The organism is Burkholderia sp. Cy-637 (assembly GCF_011753175.1).
GTDB lineage: Bacteria > Pseudomonadota > Gammaproteobacteria > Burkholderiales > Burkholderiaceae > Burkholderia > Burkholderia gladioli.
Map to the genome: position 1 here is coordinate 42762 of NZ_VWWC01000015.1, position 15630 is coordinate 58391.

General features: G+C 66.1%; 19 protein-coding genes. All 19 read left to right on the forward strand.

Annotated features, from left to right (window positions below; genetic code table 11):
- Nucleotide 1: 1 nt before the first annotated feature.
- Complete coding sequence (locus tag F3J10_RS07200; RefSeq protein ID WP_013698685.1) at nt 2–208, forward strand: hypothetical protein; 207 nt, start codon at nt 2–4, stop codon at nt 206–208.
- Nucleotides 205–1695, forward strand: coding sequence for a phage portal protein (locus F3J10_RS07205; RefSeq protein WP_167241753.1), 1491 nt, complete (start codon nt 205–207; stop codon nt 1693–1695). Before F3J10_RS07200 ends, F3J10_RS07205 begins: the two co-directional genes overlap by 4 nt.
- The gene (locus tag F3J10_RS07210) at nt 1692–2789 is read left to right on the forward strand and encodes a head maturation protease, ClpP-related (RefSeq protein ID WP_167241754.1); all 1098 of its coding nucleotides are present in this window, start codon (nt 1692–1694) and stop codon (nt 2787–2789) included. Before F3J10_RS07205 ends, F3J10_RS07210 begins: the two co-directional genes overlap by 4 nt.
- 29 nt (nt 2790–2818) lie before the next feature.
- Nucleotides 2819–3163, forward strand: coding sequence for a head decoration protein (locus F3J10_RS07215; protein ID WP_013698682.1), 345 nt, complete (start codon nt 2819–2821; stop codon nt 3161–3163).
- 76 nt (nt 3164–3239) lie between these two features.
- On the forward strand, nt 3240–4235 hold the full coding sequence (locus tag F3J10_RS07220; RefSeq protein WP_167241755.1) for a major capsid protein: 996 nt from the start codon (nt 3240–3242) through the stop codon (nt 4233–4235).
- 1 nt (nt 4236) lies between these two features.
- Complete coding sequence (locus F3J10_RS07225; RefSeq protein ID WP_015876664.1) at nt 4237–4527, forward strand: hypothetical protein; 291 nt, start codon at nt 4237–4239, stop codon at nt 4525–4527.
- A gap of 3 nt (nt 4528–4530) precedes the next feature.
- Nucleotides 4531–5061, forward strand: a complete 531-nt coding sequence (locus F3J10_RS07230; RefSeq protein WP_025099033.1) for a phage tail protein — start codon at nt 4531–4533, stop codon at nt 5059–5061.
- Nucleotides 5051–5581, forward strand: a complete 531-nt coding sequence (locus tag F3J10_RS07235) for a hypothetical protein (RefSeq protein WP_167241756.1) — start codon at nt 5051–5053, stop codon at nt 5579–5581. The genes F3J10_RS07230 and F3J10_RS07235 overlap by 11 nt, the downstream gene beginning before the upstream one ends.
- Nucleotides 5578–6258: a phage baseplate assembly protein V gene (locus tag F3J10_RS07240; protein WP_167241757.1), complete on the forward strand. Its 681-nt coding sequence runs from the start codon at nt 5578–5580 to the stop codon at nt 6256–6258. The genes F3J10_RS07235 and F3J10_RS07240 overlap by 4 nt, the downstream gene beginning before the upstream one ends.
- Before the next feature lie 50 nt (nt 6259–6308).
- Nucleotides 6309–6506: a hypothetical protein gene (locus F3J10_RS07245; protein WP_124076274.1), complete on the forward strand. Its 198-nt coding sequence runs from the start codon at nt 6309–6311 to the stop codon at nt 6504–6506.
- 2 nt (nt 6507–6508) lie between these two features.
- Nucleotides 6509–6841 (forward strand): GPW/gp25 family protein, encoded by a 333-nt coding sequence (locus tag F3J10_RS07250; RefSeq protein ID WP_013698675.1) that lies wholly within the window; start codon nt 6509–6511, stop codon nt 6839–6841.
- A complete protein-coding gene (locus F3J10_RS07255) occupies nt 6838–7734 on the forward strand; it encodes a baseplate J/gp47 family protein (RefSeq protein WP_167241758.1) in 897 nt (298 codons plus the stop codon). Before F3J10_RS07250 ends, F3J10_RS07255 begins: the two co-directional genes overlap by 4 nt.
- On the forward strand, nt 7724–8302 hold the full coding sequence (locus F3J10_RS07260; RefSeq protein WP_167241759.1) for a phage tail protein I: 579 nt from the start codon (nt 7724–7726) through the stop codon (nt 8300–8302). The genes F3J10_RS07255 and F3J10_RS07260 overlap by 11 nt, the downstream gene beginning before the upstream one ends.
- Nucleotides 8290–10254: a phage tail protein gene (locus tag F3J10_RS07265; protein ID WP_167241760.1), complete on the forward strand. Its 1965-nt coding sequence runs from the start codon at nt 8290–8292 to the stop codon at nt 10252–10254. Before F3J10_RS07260 ends, F3J10_RS07265 begins: the two co-directional genes overlap by 13 nt.
- A 13-nt stretch (nt 10255–10267) precedes the next feature.
- Nucleotides 10268–10987 (forward strand): tail fiber assembly protein, encoded by a 720-nt coding sequence (locus F3J10_RS07270; RefSeq protein ID WP_167241761.1) that lies wholly within the window; start codon nt 10268–10270, stop codon nt 10985–10987.
- Between the two features lie 71 nt (nt 10988–11058).
- Nucleotides 11059–12228 (forward strand): phage tail sheath family protein, encoded by a 1170-nt coding sequence (locus F3J10_RS07275; RefSeq protein ID WP_036035977.1) that lies wholly within the window; start codon nt 11059–11061, stop codon nt 12226–12228.
- Nucleotides 12229–12238: 10 nt separating this feature from the next.
- Nucleotides 12239–12742, forward strand: coding sequence for a phage major tail tube protein (locus F3J10_RS07280; RefSeq protein ID WP_013697850.1), 504 nt, complete (start codon nt 12239–12241; stop codon nt 12740–12742).
- Nucleotides 12743–12819: 77 nt separating this feature from the next.
- Nucleotides 12820–13122, forward strand: coding sequence for a phage tail assembly protein (locus F3J10_RS07285; RefSeq protein ID WP_167241762.1), 303 nt, complete (start codon nt 12820–12822; stop codon nt 13120–13122).
- Between the two features lie 81 nt (nt 13123–13203).
- Complete coding sequence (locus tag F3J10_RS07290; protein WP_167241763.1) at nt 13204–15630, forward strand: phage tail tape measure protein; 2427 nt, start codon at nt 13204–13206, stop codon at nt 15628–15630.

The window sequence follows — 15630 nt, forward strand, 5'->3', positions numbered from 1 at the left end:
CATGGCATACACGAGGCAGGATCTGGAGCGCGTCCAGTCGGCAATCGCCAAGGGCGAGCTGGAGGTGCAGTACGCCGACAGACGCGTGCGTTACCGCTCGATCAGCGAGCTGCGCGACGCGCAAACCGAGATCGTGCGCGCGCTCGACGGGGCGGCAGGCCGGCCCCGCATGTTTCGCCTGCGACATGCGGGCAAGGGGGTGCGATGAGCCGCGCTTATTCTTCGCTCGCGCAGCGCGGGTTTGTTGTTCCCACTCGCCTGAAGGCGGCGGCGTACGAATCGGCCAGTACGGTCGGCGCCCGTGCGAAGGCGTGGCGCGTGTCGGGCGCCGGGCCGAACGCGGCGGCGGTGCAGAACCTGCCGCTGATGCGAGCGCGTGCGCGGGATGCGATCCGTAACGATCCTTGGGCGAAGACGGCCATCGGCCGGCTGGTGTCGAACACGATCGGCGCTGGCATCCAAGCGCACCCGCAACACCCGATCGACGCGATCCGCAAGGAGCAAAAGCAACTTTGGGAGGACAGCGGGGAGGAGATCGATGCCGATGCCCGATACGATCTGGCGGGTGTGCAGAGCCTCGCTGCGCGCTCGTTCTTCAGCGACGGCGAGGTGCTGGTGCTCCGGCGAATGCGAAATCTGCGAGACGGGCTGGCTGTCCCGATGCAGATCCAGATACTGGAAGGCGACATGCTGCCGATGGACAAGAACGAGATCGTGGCCGGCGGGGAGATCATCAACGGCGTCGAGTTCGATCATGATGGCCGACGCGTCGCCTATCACCTGTATCGGCGGCATCCCGGCGAATACGGTCGCGCGTCGTTCCCGAGCATGCAGACCGTGCGCGTGCCTGCCGACCAGATCGCGCATGTTTTCCAGGCGCTGCGGCCGGGACAGGTGCGCGGGGTGCCCGAGCTGTCGACGGTACTACTGCGGTTGCGCTCGCTCGACAACTTCGATGATGCGGTGCTGTTCCGGCAAGAGGTCAGCAATCTGTTCGCCGGCTTCATCGTCAAGCCGCATTCGGAGCCGGGCTTGATCGGCGATCCGATTACTGGCGCCGCTGTCGATTACGACGCGGACGGTTTCTCGCCGGTGGTCTCGCTCGAACCGGGGGGCATGCAGGAACTGGCGCCGGGCGAGGACGTGCGATTTGCGTCGCCGCCGGGCGCCGGCACCGACTATGCGCCCTTCATGCGGCAGCAATTGATGGCGGCGGCGGCCTCGGTCGGTATGCCCTACGAGGTGCTGACAGGCGACCTGCGCGACGTCAGCGATCGGGTGCTGCGGGTGATCCTGAACGAATTCAGGAGGTCGGTCGAGCAGATCCAGTTCAACGTCTTCATCCACCAGTTCTGCCGCCCGGTCTGGCGCTGGTGGGTCGATGCGTGCGCGCTGTCGGGGGCCATGTCGATGCCGGACTACTACCGCAGGCGCCGGGACTACTTCCGGGTGCGGTGGGTGCCGCAAGGCTGGCCATACATCCACCCGGTGCAGGACGTCACGGCCAAGCGCATGGAGATCCGCTCAGGCTTGGCGAGCCGGTCGGGCGCGGTCCTCGCGCGGGGCGACGATCCGGAGCAGGTGGACAACGAGAACGCGGCGGACCTTGCGCGCGAGCAGCGGCTCGGGCTGCGCTACGACACGCTGGTGCCGGTCGAGGATACGGGCGGCAATTCGAATGGGGATGACGAATGAAAGGCAAGAAGAAGTGGTGGGACATCCGCGCGCAGGCGAACGCGGCCGGCGGCAACGACGTCGAGATCCGGATCTATGGCGACATCGGTTTCTGGGGCACGGACGCCGAGCAGTTCGCGGCGCGGCTCGACGAGGTCGGCCCGACAGCGGCATCGATCGTCGTCGCGGTCAATTCGATGGGCGGCGACGTGTTCGACGCGTTCACGATCTACAACCTGCTGCGGCGCTACCCCGGCAAGACGACGGGTCGCGTCGACGGCATCGCGGCCTCGGCCGCATCGCTGGTGCTGATGGGGTGCAGCCAGATCGTGATGCCGTCCAACGCGATGCTGATGATCCATAACCCGCATACGCTCGCGGCGGGCGACGAGGGCGAATTGCGCCGGCTGGCGGATCTGCTCGGCAGCACGAGCGCGAACATGCTGACGGCGTACGCCGAGCGCAGCGGGCAGACCGAGGACAAGGTGCGCGAGCTGATGGATGCCGAGACCTGGCTGACGGCCGCGCAAGCCGTCGAGCTGGGATTCTGCGACACGATCGAGGAACCGATTCGGATCGCGGCATACGCAGGCGCCCAGCCGCTCGTCGCGCGGTTCGCGGCGATGCCCGAGCAGATCCGCGCCCTGGTCGATGGCGAGCCCGAGACGCCGCCGAATCCGCCTGCTGATCCGCCCGTGGATCCCGTCGATCCACCGGCCCCGCAGGATCCGCCTGCGCCTCAACCGCCGAATGTGGCGGCGCTAGCCTCGCATGTGTACGCGTCGTGCCGCGAGGCGCGGATCGAACACTGTGCCGAGGGCATCGTGCTGGCGACCGGCTTGCGGGATCGTGCAACGGTGGATGCGGCGATTCGCACCGCGCAAGACATCGCAGGCATCTGTCTGGCGGCGAACCTGACCGAGCTGACGGCCGGTTTCGTGTCGGACGGTCTGAGCCCGGATCAGGTTCGCGCCCGGCTCTATGAGCGCGTGACGGCTTCGCAGGCGCATATCAATCCCAGGCAGACGCCGAGCAGCCCGAGCGAGCCGGTGGTCGCCGCCAACGCGCCGCGCGCGGCATCCATCTACGCGGCCCGCCGCAACGGCGGAAAGTAACTTTGACGTCCCATGAGGAGGGGCAAACCATGTCGATTGTGAAGGAACAGGGCATTCTCCCGGCCGAATTTCTGGTGTCGGAAGGCAACGGCCAGATCTCCCGCGAGCAGATCGTCGTCAAGGCCGGGCCGGCGTTGCCCGCCGGCCAGGTGCTCGGCGTGACGAACACGGGCGAATATGCCCCGTACGACAACAAGGCCGAGGACGGCTCGGAAGTCGCGGGCGCGGTGCTCTACGCGCCGCTGGCGGCGTCCGAAGAGTCGCGGCCGGCGACGGGCATTGTCCGGCTCGCCGAAGTCGTGGGCGGCCTGCTGACGGGCCTGGATGCAGCAGGGCGCACCGATCTCGCGGATCGCCACGTGATTGTTCGCTGATCGCGCAGTAAGACAGACCCATGAAGGCCACGCATCGCGTGGCCTTTTTCTTTTCCATTCCCAGGTTGGAGGTTGTATGGCGGACATCGCCCTGTTTCAAGACGACGCTTTCTCGCTCTCGTCGCTCACGGCGGCAATCAACGATCAGCCGGCGGTGCCGGGCCGGGTCGGCACGCTCGGGCTGTTCGACGAGGACGGCATCACGACGACGACGGTCCAGATCGAGCGCGACGGCGATACGCTCGCGCTCGTGCCGGCCGGTCAGCGCGGCTCGCCCGCCCCGGTGGTCGGTGGTAGCAAGCGCAGCATGATCCCGTTCAACACGGTCCATCTGCCGCAACGCGGCTACATCGCGGCGGACGAGGTGCAGAACCTGCGCGCGTTCGGTTCCGAAAGCGAGCTGGAGGCGCTGCAGACGGTCGTGAATCGGCGCCTCGCCAAGCTCCGGCGCCAACTGGACGCCACGCACGAGTTCCACCGCATCGGCGCGATCAAGGGCGCGGTGCTCGACGCGGACGGCAAGACCGTGCTGATCGACCTGCTGAAGTATTTCGGCATCAAGCAGACGGTGATCGGCTTCGAGCTGGACAAGCCCGAGACGGAGATCCGCCTGAAGTGCAGCGAGGTGCAGGACGCGATCGAGGATGCGCTCGGTGCGTTGACCTATACGGGCGTGCGCGTGCTCTGCGGCCGCACCTTCTGGAACAAGCTGATTGTCGCGAAGACGGTGAAAGAAACCTACCTCGCGACGAGCATGGCGGCGGCCCTGCGCGGCGACGCGCGCGACGCGCTCGACTTCGGCGGCTGCACGTTCGAGCGCTATCGCGGGCGTGTCGGCGATGTCGGCTACGTGGCCGACGACGAGGCGCACGCCGTGCCGGAAGGCGTGCCCGACCTGTTCATCTCGCGCTTCGCGCCGGCCGACTACGTCGAGGCGGTCAACACGACGGGCCTGCCGTACTACGCGAAGCAGGAGCTGGCCCCGTTCGGCAAGGGGATCGACATCGAGGCGCAGTCGAACCCGATCCATCTCTGCACGCGCCCGAAAGCGCTGGTCAAGCTGAAGGCTTGATATGCGGTTCCGCGATCTGATGGCGGACGTCGATGCCGCCGTGAAGCGCGATCTGGCGGACGACGACGTCACGATCGACGGGAAGCCGGTGCAGGGCATGTTCGCGGCGCCGTGGCTCGGGCCGGATCTCGGCTCACGGCGCACGCAACTGGTGGCGCCTGTCCTGCATATCACGGACGCCGATGCCGCGGTCGTCAAGGTCGGCAGCATCGTCGTGGCCGGCGGGAACCGTTACCGCGTGCACGAACTGCAGCCGGACGGCACGGGGTGGACGGTCTTGATCTTGGGGTAAGGCATGGACGTGCTGAAAGTCGAAATCGACGTGAAGGGGGCGCTGGAAGCGCTCGCCGCTTTGCCGCCTGCCGCGATGCAGTCGGCATGGCGGCGGACGCTCCGGAAGACGGCGGCCTGGATCAAGAGCCAGACGGCGAAGGATGTGGGCCGCGCGACGGGGATACAGCAGAAGGTGATCCGACAGCGGACGTACTTCTACATGCGATCCGCCGATAGCGGAAAGGTGTGGCTCGGTCTCAATCCGATCGGGGCGCACCGGCTCGGCGCCGTGCGCCGTACGCGCAAGGGCATTCGCGCCGGCAAGACGCTGTTCGAGGGCGCGTGGCGTATGACGGAGAAGGCGCCGGATGGCCCTGTGTTCCGCCGAACCGGCAAGGGGCGCACGCCGATCGAGGTCGTGCGGTTCGATTGGGCGCATGAAGGCGATCCGGCCTTTCGACGGGCCGCCCGAGCGTGCGAGGAAAGGCTGCTGGCGGTCCTACGGCAGGAGGTCAACTACGAAATCCAGAAGGCGGCAGGCCGTGCTCGATAACCTCAAGCAACTACACGACGCGATCGAATCCGGGCTGCGTGGCCGGCTTGCCGGGCTCGACCGGGTGCTGGCGTATCCGGAGATCGGGAAGTCGATCGAGACGCCGCTGGTGGCGATCGAGCTGGCCGAGCTGGAGCCGGGGCACGACGACGGCACGGGGCGCGTGCCGTTGATCGGACGGATGCAGGCCCGCATCGTCGTCGATCCGCTGGTTCCTGGCGCGGACATCCTGGTGCGCGAGCTGTCGGCCCGTGTGCTGCGCGCCGTTCATGGCGAGACCTGGGGATTGCCGATCACGCCGGGCAAGCAGATCGGCTCGGCGGCGGAAGACCCGTTCCGGCCGGATCTCGATACCTATCTGGTGTGGCTGGTCGAGTGGGTGCATGAATTCGACCTGGGCGAGAGGGTCGAGCCACCGCCGCAGGGCCGGGAGATCCGCTGGGGCGTCTATCCGGAGATAGGCGCCGAGCATCGCGGCGACTACGTCGACGTGGCAATCGCAGAGGAGGGGCACCCGTGAGCGACTACGAGCTGGGCGAAATGGATCGCCGCATGGCGTGCCTGACGCAGTCGGCGATCGTGGAGGCGGTGACCTACGATCCGCCGCGCGTGAAGGTGCGCATCGGCGATTGGGCCAGCGACTGGCTGAAATGGCAGGCTGGAGCGGCCGGTGCGGTTCGGCAGTGGCGTCCGCCGTCCGTCGACGAGGAGGTCGCGCTGTGGGCGCCATCCGGCGATCTGGCTGGGGCGTTCGTGGCGCCGGGCTACTACACGGATCAGCACGGTGGTGCTGGCCGCACGAGCCCGGATGAGACGGCGACCGACTTCCCGGACGGCGCATTCGAACAGTACAACCATGCGAGCCATGAATACGTGCTGTCCGTGCCAGCAGGCGGTCGGATCGTGTTCCGCATCGGCGGCACGGAGTTCGAGCTGAAGGCGGACGGCGCGACGCTGCGTAGCGCGAAGCTGCTGGCGGACATTCCGGATTCGACATTCACGGGCAACACGACGACGGAGCGGCTGCTGACGTTCAACGGCGGCCTGCAAGGCCGGCCGGGAGAGGGGCTGGGCGTTGCGGTGAAGGTCGACGGCGGTGCGGAATTCACGGCAGACGTGCTTGCCGCCGGGACATCGGTTCATGGGCACCAGCATCGCGAGCAGGGAGACGGGGAGCTGGTGAGCGCTCCGGTTTGAACAAAGCAACTTTGGGCCTCGTATGACAGCGGGGCTCTCGTGAGGTGGGTATGCGAAAGGAAGATCAGCAGGCGGCTGGCGTGGCGGTGACATTTGTTGATGCCGAGTATCGCAGCCGCGTCGTGGTGTTTCCGGATGGCTCGTTCATTCCGGTGCTTGCAGGCAAGGCCGAGGTGACGGCGCCCGAGCACGTCGCCTATCTGGAGTCGAATCCGAGTTTCACGCGGATTCCGGCGAAGGAGCAGTGACGATGGCGCTGGTCGGGATGTGCCGCCGCTCGGGGCGGCTGATCAGTGGCGTCGAGCATCTGGTGCAGAGCATCGGCGACATCCTGAGCACGCGCAAGGGCACGCGGCGGCAGCGGCCTGAGTATGGCTCGGATCTCCCGGCCATGGTCGACTTGCCCGTGACGCGCGGGTGGATCTCGGCCGTGCAGGCCGAGGCGGCCGGCGCGATCGGACGATGGGAGCCGCGAATCAAGCTGGATCGGGTTGCGGTGCAGTCAGTCGTCGATGGCAAAGTGACTTTCCTCATTGCCGGTCGCTATGACGACGGCGATGTCGTGTTCGAGGTGACGGTATGACCATGATCGATCTCTCGGCGATGGATCCCCCGGATCTCGTCGAAACGCTGGACTTCGAGGCGACGTACCAACTGAAGCTGGCCTACTTCAAGAGCATCTACCCGGACTGGACGGCGGCGCTCGAATCGGATCCGGTAGTCAAGGTGCTGGAACTGGCCGCGTACGACGAGGTTCGGTATCGAGCGCGTGTCAATGATTGCGGGCGGGCCGTGTTGCTCGCCTGCGCGACCGGGGCCGATCTCGAACACCTCGCTGCGCTCTGGAACATCAAGAAAGAGATCGTCGATCCCGGCGATCCGGATGCGCGCCCGCCGATTCCCGTGACCTACGAGAAAGACGATCGCCTGCGCCTTCGCACGCAGATGGCGATCGAGCAGGCGACGACAGCCGGGCCGGCGGGCTCGTACCGATCGATTGCGCTCAACGCGTCGGCCGACGTCGCGGACGTGCGGGTCGATCGTGGCGTGCCAGGCGTCGTCCGCGTGGTCGTGAAGTCGCAATCGAACGGCGGGGTGCCAGGTGCCGCGCTGCTCGATGTGGTTCAACGTGCCCTGACGCCCGAGGACCGGCGCCCGCTCAACGATACGGTGCAGGTGCTACCCGCTCGGCCCGTCGACTATTCGATCGTGGCGGATATCTATGTCGGTCGCGGCCCTGACCCCGAGGTCGTGATCGCCGCGCGGCGCCTCGATCTCGATATCGCGGTCAACGATGGCGCCCGACTGCGCAACGGCATGCCGCGCTCGGCTATCACGGGGGCGTTGCATCCGAAGTCGTCGGGCGTGGTGCGAGTCGATCTGATGACGCCGGCCGCCGACGTCGAATGCGAGTTCGACCAGTTCGCACGGTGCGCGTCGATCACGCTGAATGCGAGGGTTAAAGATGACGACTGAACCGCTCTTGCCCGCGAATCAAACGTCGCTTGAGGCGGCGCTCGCTCAGGTGATGCGCCCGAGCGTCGAGCCCGACGTCATCCGCACGCTGTGGGACGCAGATCGCTGCCCGTCTGCGTTCCTGCCGTGGCTGGCATGGTCGCTTCAAGTGGACGGGTGGGAGCTGGCCGAGTCGGACGAGGCGCGGCGCGAGCTGATCAAGTCGTCGCTGGCGATCTACCGGCGCAAGGGCACGCCGTGGGCGATCCGGGAGATCGTGCGGCGGCTCGGGTTCGGCGAGGTGGACATTCAGGAAGGGCGGGGCCTGTCCCGCCGCGACGGCTCGGCCCGCCGCGATGGGCGCTATCTGCATGGCGGCGATGGCGCCTGGGCCGAATACATCGTCACCCTGCATCGCGCCGTGACGCGCGACCAGGGCGAGAAGATCAAGCGGGCGATTGAACGGTATGCGCCGGCCCGTAGCAAGCTGGCATGGCTGGACTTCTCCGAGGTTGCGATCCGGCATAACGGCGTCGCGACACGCAACGGGCAATTTACACGAGGGATTATCGGAACATGGCCAATCTGAAAGAGGACAGTGCCTGGGTAGACGGTATCTACCAGTTGGAGACGTCGGATCCGGTGCAGGGCGGCCCCGATGGTGTCGACAACGTGCAGGCAAAGCAACTTGGGAGCCGCACGCGATACTTGAAGGATCGGGCTGATGCGACCGACAAGCGGGTCGACGCGATGGGGCAAACGGTGGCCGGCCTCGGCACCGACAAGCTGCCCGTCGCAGGGGGCACGCTGAAGGGCGTGCTGCTCGGGAAGCTTGGAGCCATCGCACCGAACAATCCGCAAGGGGCCGGTTACGGCTTTGACGGCGATGCGGACAGCGGGATGTTTTCGCCGAAGGATGGGCTCGTACAGATCGGTGCGCAAGGGATTGCCCACTTCGAGACGCGCGGCACCGACACCTACGTGGGGCCGAATGTTGCCGGCGGCAATCTGGTGTTGGTCGCCGGAGCGGATGGCCGGGCGTTGGTCACGAGTGAAGGCCGGATGCTGGTCGGGTCGTGGAACAGCGACGGTGTGAGCCGGCTGCAAGTCTCTGGCTCGGTTCGTGCAGACGGATTCGTATCGGATGCCCTGGATGCCGGCGGTGCGCATTTCCGCGCACGCAATGGTGACTACGGCGCCTTCCTGCGCAACGACGGCACGAACGTCTACCTGCTGTCGACGAAAAAGGGCGATCCGTCTGGTCAATTCAATGACTATCGGCCGTTCGCCTGGAATCTGTCGACCGGTTACGTCACGATCGATGCAACCGGCAAGGGTACGACGATCGGCGGCAACGCGACGATTGTTGGCGATGCGTGGATCGGGCGCGGCTTGGACGAGGGGCACGCGCGAATCGGCCCCATGGATGGGTACTTCTATTCGAATGCGACCTCTGTCGGCTGGTGGTCGCCGACAGTCGGATCATTCCAGTATCTCGCCCAAGACCGGACGTTTCGCGTTGACGGATACCTCGTCTGGCATAGCGGGAATATGACGCCTCTTGATACCAAAAAGGGAGGCGTGATTGGCGGCAATGTGACCTTCGCTGCCGGGCAGCGTCTGTTTCTCGACGAGGGGAGCGCAGCATTCCCCTCGATCGCGTTCGTGAACGATGGCGTGCCCGATACCGGTCTCTATCACGCGAAAGACGGCGTTTTCGGGGTGACCTGTAACAGCGTGGCGACCGTCACGTTCGCAGCAGACATGACGTATTTCCATGCCCCGGCGGCCGGCCCCTCTCCAGGGCAGGCTGACAACTCCGAGCGTTTCGCGACGACAGCATGGGTGACGGCTGCAATCGGCACGGCGGCGATCGGCCAGATCGTCATGGAGGCGCGAACCTCGACGCGCGCGGGCTATGTGAAGTGTGACGGCGCGCAGTACAAGCGCGCGGACTATCCGGCGCTGTGGGCCTATGCGCAGGCCAGTGGTGCGCTGGTGTCGGAAGCCGAGTATGCGGGTGGCCGCTGGGGAGGCTTCTCGACGGCAGACGGGCAGACGTACTTCCGCGTTCCTGATCTGCGCGGCGAGTTCCTGCGCTGCTGGTCGGACGGGCGCAGCGACGTGGATCCCGGCCGCGCGATCGGCTCGTTCCAGGCCAGCCAGAACCAGGCGCACACGCACGCAGCGTCATCGGACACGGTCGACGATCACTGGCACAAGGTCTGGAGTGCGCCGAACGGCTGGCACGATCACGGCGTCAATCAAACGCCGCATGCGCACGTCACGTGGACCGGCGCCGTGCAGGTATCGGGTCTTGCACCGGGCGGCGGTATCGGGCCATACAACGGGCGCATTTCCTCCCTGTGGTCCGACGAGGGGATGGCCAACATCGCGATTGCTGGGAACGGCACGCACGATCACGCGATCGGCATGGATGGCGGGGGAAGGCACGCACACGCGATCAGTGTTCAAGCCGATGGCGGCGCCGAAGCGCGTCCGCGCAACGTCGCGTTGCTGGCGATGATCCGCGCATATTGATAAGGGAGAAAACATGCTCTGCAACCACTACGACAGACAGACGGGCCAATACCTGAACAGCACGCTTGCTGATTCGGATCCGAAAGACGATAGCCGCTGGCTCGAACCGGCTTTCTCGACGGTCACGCCGATCCCCGACCGTAAGCCGCTCACGTGGCCGTTCTGGAAGGATGGCGCCTGGGTGTTGATGCCCGACTATCGCGGGCGCGTGTTGTACCGAACCGATACCGGCGAGCGCACCGAGATCCTGGCAGCGGGCGTCACGCCGGCCGATGCCGGCCTCACGGAGACGCCGCGACCGTCCGACGAGTACCGCTGGACCGATGGCACCTGGGCGATCGATCCGGACATCGTGGCGCGCAAGGCGAAGGAGCGGGCGATGGCGGAATTCCAGCATCGGCTGGCGAACGCGCAAACGAAAAACTACGGCCGGGCCGATGCGCACGCAGCCGGCGTGCTGTCGGATGTCGAGGAAGCGCAGTTCGTCGCGTGGTCCAAGTACCAAATGGATCTCTCGCGCGTGGTGAACGCGCCAGACTTCCCTGCTTCGGCAGTGTGGCCGGTCGAGCCGGACGACGAGGCGATCCGCCGCGAAGTCGATGCCAAGCGATCCGCTGCCGCTGCCGCAGAAGCGGCGAAAGCGGAGGCGGAGCAGGCTGACGAGGCGGATTCGGTGGACGACAAGGTCAACGCGGATCCGGCGCCGACGACGGACAGCACCCGTAAAAAGTAACTTTCCGGACCCCGTTCCGATCTTTCACAGAGCCGCCCGCTTGGGCGGCTTTCTCATTTCTGGAGACCCGTATGGGAGCAACCTCGTTTTTTCACGGTATCACGACGACGATCGTCGACTCGGGGCCGCGCACGATCGCCGTGCCGTCGTCGTCGGTGGTGGGGCTTGTCGATACCTACACGCCTGGCGCGGGCCTGGCGCAGCCGAACGTGCCTGTCCAACTGACGAGCTATCGCGATGCGGTGGTGGCGTTCGGCGACACGAGCGCCATCGCGCGAGCCGCGCGAGCGATCTACGCGCAGAGCCGCGCGGTCATCGTCGCGGTGGGCGTGCCGGCCGATGGTGACGAGGCGCAGCGCACCTCGGCCGTGATCGGGGGTGTGACGGCGAGCGGAGCGCGCACGGGCATGCAAGCGTTGCTCGATGCGAAGTCGCGATTCAACGCGCAGCCGCGTTTGCTGATCGCGCCGGGCCACTCGGCCAAGCAGCCGGTCGCGACGGCGGCCGACGAGATCGCCGCGAAGCTGCGCGGTATCGCCGTGATCGATGGCCCGAACAAGGACGACGAGGCGGCGATTGCCTATGCGCAGAACTTCGGCAGCAAGCGCCTCTACATGGTCGATCCTGGCTCGACCATGTGGGATACGACGGCCAACGCCGACGTCGCCGTGCCGTCTTCGGTGTTCGCGGCCGGCCTGTTCTGTCAGACCGACGCCAACATCGGTTTCTGGGCATCGCCGTCGAATAAGGAAATCACGGGCATCACGGGCACGGCTCGGCCGATCGAATACCTCGACGGCGACGAGACCTGCCGCGCGAACCTGCTGAACAACGCCAATATCGCGACCATCATTCGCGACGGCGGTTATCGCCTGTGGGGCAACCGGACGCTGTCGGCGGATCCGAAGTGGAAGTTCGTCACGCGGGTGCGCACGCTCGACATCGTGATGGACGCGGTCCAGGCCGGCCACAAGTGGGCGGTCGATCGCGGCATCACGGCAACCTACGTCAGCGACGTGACGGAGGGGCTGCAGGCGTTCATGCGCGATCTGAAGCGCCAGGGTGCCTTGATCAATTTCGAGGTCTACCCGGACCCCGAGCTGAACACGGCCAGCCAACTGGAGGACGGCAAGGTGTACTGGAACATCCGCTTTACCGATGTCCCGCCGGCCGAAAACCCGATTTTCCGCTTCGAGGTCACCAATCAGTGGATGACCGAAGTGCTCGATAACCAGATCTAAGGGAGGGACGATGGTTCCGGAAACTCTGTACAACTGCTCGGTGGCGATCGACGGTCGCGGGTACGCGGGCCGGGCGACGAGCATGACGCCGCCGAAGCTGAAGCTCAAGACCGACGACTACCGCGCGGGCGGGATGGATGCGCCGTCCAAGATCGACCAGGGCATGGAAGCGCTGGAAGCGTCGTTCGCCATGGCGTCCATGGAATACGACGTGCTGAAGTATTTCGGCATCCTCGACGGGAACGCGTTCAGCGGCAATTTCCGTGCGGCCTTCAAGGACCACTACGGCAAGATCAAGTACGTCGGGGCGTTCTTTCGCGGCAAGCTGACCGAGGTGGATCCGGGTGAGTGGAAGCCGGGCGAGAAGGCGGAAACGAAATACACCATCGCCGTCGACTACTACCGGATGGAGATCGACGGCGCCGTGGTTCACGAGATCGACGTGTTCGCGTGCAAGCGCGTGGTCAACGGCGTCGACCAGTTGGCCGAGGTGCGTAAGGCGCTCGGCATGTAGCTCGTTTGGACGCGAGCAAAGTAACTTTTCACTCAATGGCGGGCCGATGGCTCGCCGTTTCTCTTTGAGGACACGATATGGACAAGGTTACCGTCACGCTGGCTTACCCGATCAAGCTGAACGGTGTCGAGTGCGACACATTCACGATGCGCCGCCCGAAGGTGCGCGATATGCGCGGTGCGCAGAAACTCGCACCGAAGGACGAGGAGCAACAGGAGCTGATCCTGTTCGCCTCGCTCGCCGAGGTGTCGCCGGACGACATCGAGGAGATGGATATGGCCGACTACGCGCGCGTGCAGGACGCCTACTACTCCTTTCGATCCGTACGCCAAGACGGACGCCAAGACGCTGAAGGCGCTGGCCAGGCGCCTCGCGCTTGAATTCGGCATGTCGCCTGCGTCGATCGACGATATGACGATCGACGACATGATCTGGTGGTTGACTGACTGAGGGGAGCGGACATGGCAAAGGATATTGCCCTGGGCATCGTGATCGGCGGCGCCGTGTCGGCGACGTTCGGCAAGGCGATTACGGATACGACGTCGAAGATCGACGGGATGAAGAAGCGGGCGAACGATGCTCGGCTCTGGCAGCGGCAGATCGGCGAGACGGTTCGCCTGCAGGAGGAGTTCCGGCGACTGCATGCCGCCGGGGATAGTGCGGCGGACGGCATCCGCCGCAAGCTGGACAGCAACCTGAAGTCGTTGCGCGATGCCGGGGTCGAGGTGAGCAAGCTCGATCGCGCGTATGCGCAACTCGGGCGCACCGCGCGCGGGCTCGATCTGAAGGCGGCCGGTTTCGAGCGGATGGAAGCGGGCAAGGAAGCGGGCCGCGGGGTGATCGGCGACGCGGTCAAGCTGTCGGCGGCGGTGGCCGTGCCCGCGACGATCGCCGCGAACTATCAGGCGATCATCCGCGACATCTCGATCAAGGCCGGCATCGCGCGCACGCAGCAAGAGGCGGCTATGGGCGTGCGCATCCGCAAGGATGCGGCGGACAACGGGATCGGCCGCAACGAGCTGGCGGAAGCCATCAACCAGATGGTGGCAGGGGGCATGGATCTCGATCGGGCGCTCAACTTCGGGCCGCTCGTCGCGAAGTTCGTGATCGGGCAGGGCGCGACGCCGGTCGAGACGGCGAAGATGATCCAGGCGCTCCAGCAGAACGCGGAGATTGTCGATCCGCGTCAGATGGCACAGGCGCTGGAGGGAATCGCCTACCTCGGCAAGGAAGGGTCGTTCGAGTCTGTCGACATGGCGCGGTGGTTTCCGGTGCTGCTGGCCGAAATGAAGAAGATCGGTATCACGGGGCTGGATTCCGTCACGCAGTTGGGCGCCATGCTCCAGGTGCAGATGAAGACGGCCGGTAACGCCGACGAGGCAGCGAACAACCTCAAGAACTGGTTTTCGAAGATCGGCTCGGGGGAGACCGAGCGCAACTACGCGAAAGCCGGGGTCGACTACCAGGCGAAGATGCGCGAGGCGATCGGCAAGGGCTGGTCGACACTGGAGGCGTCGTTCGTGCTGGCCCGCGCGTACATCGAGCGCGTGGATCCGGAGAAGGCGAAGCAACTGGCCGGTGCCGCTAAACAGTTCAATGCGGAGATGGATCCGGCGAAGCGGCAAGCGCAGATGGCCGCGTTCGCCGAGACGATGAAGACCGGTGATCTGTTCAACGACATGCAGGTCAAGGCGGCGTTGACGGCCTACATGCAGAACGCCGATCTGTACAACGAGCTGAAGACCAACGCGCAGAAGGCGAGCGGCGAGATTCAGAAGGATCTGGAAGCCCGCCGCGAGACGTCCAAACAGATCTGGAGCGAGGTCGGCCAGCAGTGGGACGACGCGATGCGCAGTATCGGCGACGCGCTGCGGCCGGTGACGGATCTCGCAGGCCGGGCGGCAAAGGGGCTCGGTGGCACGGTGCGCGAAGCGGCGGACAAGGCGCCGGGTGTCACGGCGGCGGTGGTCGGTGTCGCCGGGGCAACAGTGGCCTATCGCGGCGCAAAGGCACTTTGGAATATCGGGCGCGGTGTGTTCGATATCGCGCGCGGCACGGTCCTGGGCCGGTCAGGTGCCCGTGGTGGCGCAGGCAAGGGTGGCGCAGCGGGCAAGGCCCTCGATGCGCTTGCAGGCGCGGCTGGCGGGGTGCAGCGTGTGTTCGTCGTCAACATGCCCGGAGGCGCTGGCGGGCTCGGCGGCGGTTTAGGTGGCTTGCCGGTCGACGGGCCGGGCGGCGGCAAGGGCAGCGGGGGCGGGCGCAACGCCGGGCGCGGAGGGCGCATCGGTCGAGCCCTGCGTGCCGGCCGCTCGCTCTTCGGCAAGGTGGCGCCGTACGCTGGAAAGATCGCGCTGGCCGGGACGATCCTGAAGGTCGGCTTCGCAGCGAAAGACGCGTATGCCGTGGCGTCGAGTACCGACACGCGCGAGCGTAAGGCGACGCAGTTCGCGGGGATCGCAGGGAGCCTTGCCGGGGGCTTCGCGGGCGCCAAGATCGGCGCCCTGGTCGGTGCCTTCGGTGGTCCCATCGGCGCGGCCGTGGGAGGCGTGATAGGCGGTGCGATCGGCACCTTCGCGGGCGACAAGGCACTGAGCGCCATCGCGCGCAAGGTGTTCGAGCACAAGTCGAGCGAGCCGCCCGCCAGCGCGGAGGCGGCTGCGAAAGCCGCAGCGACCGCCGCCGGCGAGGGTGCCCCGCCGCGTGCCGGCCCGCGCGTCGAGCAAACCAACACATTCGCCCCCGTCTTCCATGTTCGCGTGGAAAGCAACGAGGCGGACGCGGCCGAGAAATTCCTGGCGCGGGTCAGTCCGATGTTGACGCAGATGATGGCCGAGCAGCAGCGCAAGACGACTAACTTTTCGGCGATGTTCGATGCGCCGCATCTATGA

Coding starts and splice junctions, on each gene's coding strand:
- F3J10_RS07200 (WP_013698685.1), top strand. CDS start 2: ATGGCATACACGAGGCAGGATCTGGAGCGCGTCCAGTCGGCAATCGCC.
- F3J10_RS07205 (WP_167241753.1), top strand. CDS start 205: ATGAGCCGCGCTTATTCTTCGCTCGCGCAGCGCGGGTTTGTTGTTCCC.
- F3J10_RS07210 (WP_167241754.1), top strand. CDS start 1,692: ATGAAAGGCAAGAAGAAGTGGTGGGACATCCGCGCGCAGGCGAACGCG.
- F3J10_RS07215 (WP_013698682.1), top strand. CDS start 2,819: ATGTCGATTGTGAAGGAACAGGGCATTCTCCCGGCCGAATTTCTGGTG.
- F3J10_RS07220 (WP_167241755.1), top strand. CDS start 3,240: ATGGCGGACATCGCCCTGTTTCAAGACGACGCTTTCTCGCTCTCGTCG.
- F3J10_RS07225 (WP_015876664.1), top strand. CDS start 4,237: ATGCGGTTCCGCGATCTGATGGCGGACGTCGATGCCGCCGTGAAGCGC.
- F3J10_RS07230 (WP_025099033.1), top strand. CDS start 4,531: ATGGACGTGCTGAAAGTCGAAATCGACGTGAAGGGGGCGCTGGAAGCG.
- F3J10_RS07245 (WP_124076274.1), top strand. CDS start 6,309: ATGCGAAAGGAAGATCAGCAGGCGGCTGGCGTGGCGGTGACATTTGTT.
- F3J10_RS07250 (WP_013698675.1), top strand. CDS start 6,509: ATGGCGCTGGTCGGGATGTGCCGCCGCTCGGGGCGGCTGATCAGTGGC.
- F3J10_RS07255 (WP_167241758.1), top strand. CDS start 6,838: ATGACCATGATCGATCTCTCGGCGATGGATCCCCCGGATCTCGTCGAA.
- F3J10_RS07260 (WP_167241759.1), top strand. CDS start 7,724: ATGACGACTGAACCGCTCTTGCCCGCGAATCAAACGTCGCTTGAGGCG.
- F3J10_RS07265 (WP_167241760.1), top strand. CDS start 8,290: ATGGCCAATCTGAAAGAGGACAGTGCCTGGGTAGACGGTATCTACCAG.
- F3J10_RS07270 (WP_167241761.1), top strand. CDS start 10,268: ATGCTCTGCAACCACTACGACAGACAGACGGGCCAATACCTGAACAGC.
- F3J10_RS07275 (WP_036035977.1), top strand. CDS start 11,059: ATGGGAGCAACCTCGTTTTTTCACGGTATCACGACGACGATCGTCGAC.
- F3J10_RS07280 (WP_013697850.1), top strand. CDS start 12,239: ATGGTTCCGGAAACTCTGTACAACTGCTCGGTGGCGATCGACGGTCGC.
- F3J10_RS07285 (WP_167241762.1), top strand. CDS start 12,820: ATGGACAAGGTTACCGTCACGCTGGCTTACCCGATCAAGCTGAACGGT.
- F3J10_RS07290 (WP_167241763.1), top strand. CDS start 13,204: ATGGCAAAGGATATTGCCCTGGGCATCGTGATCGGCGGCGCCGTGTCG.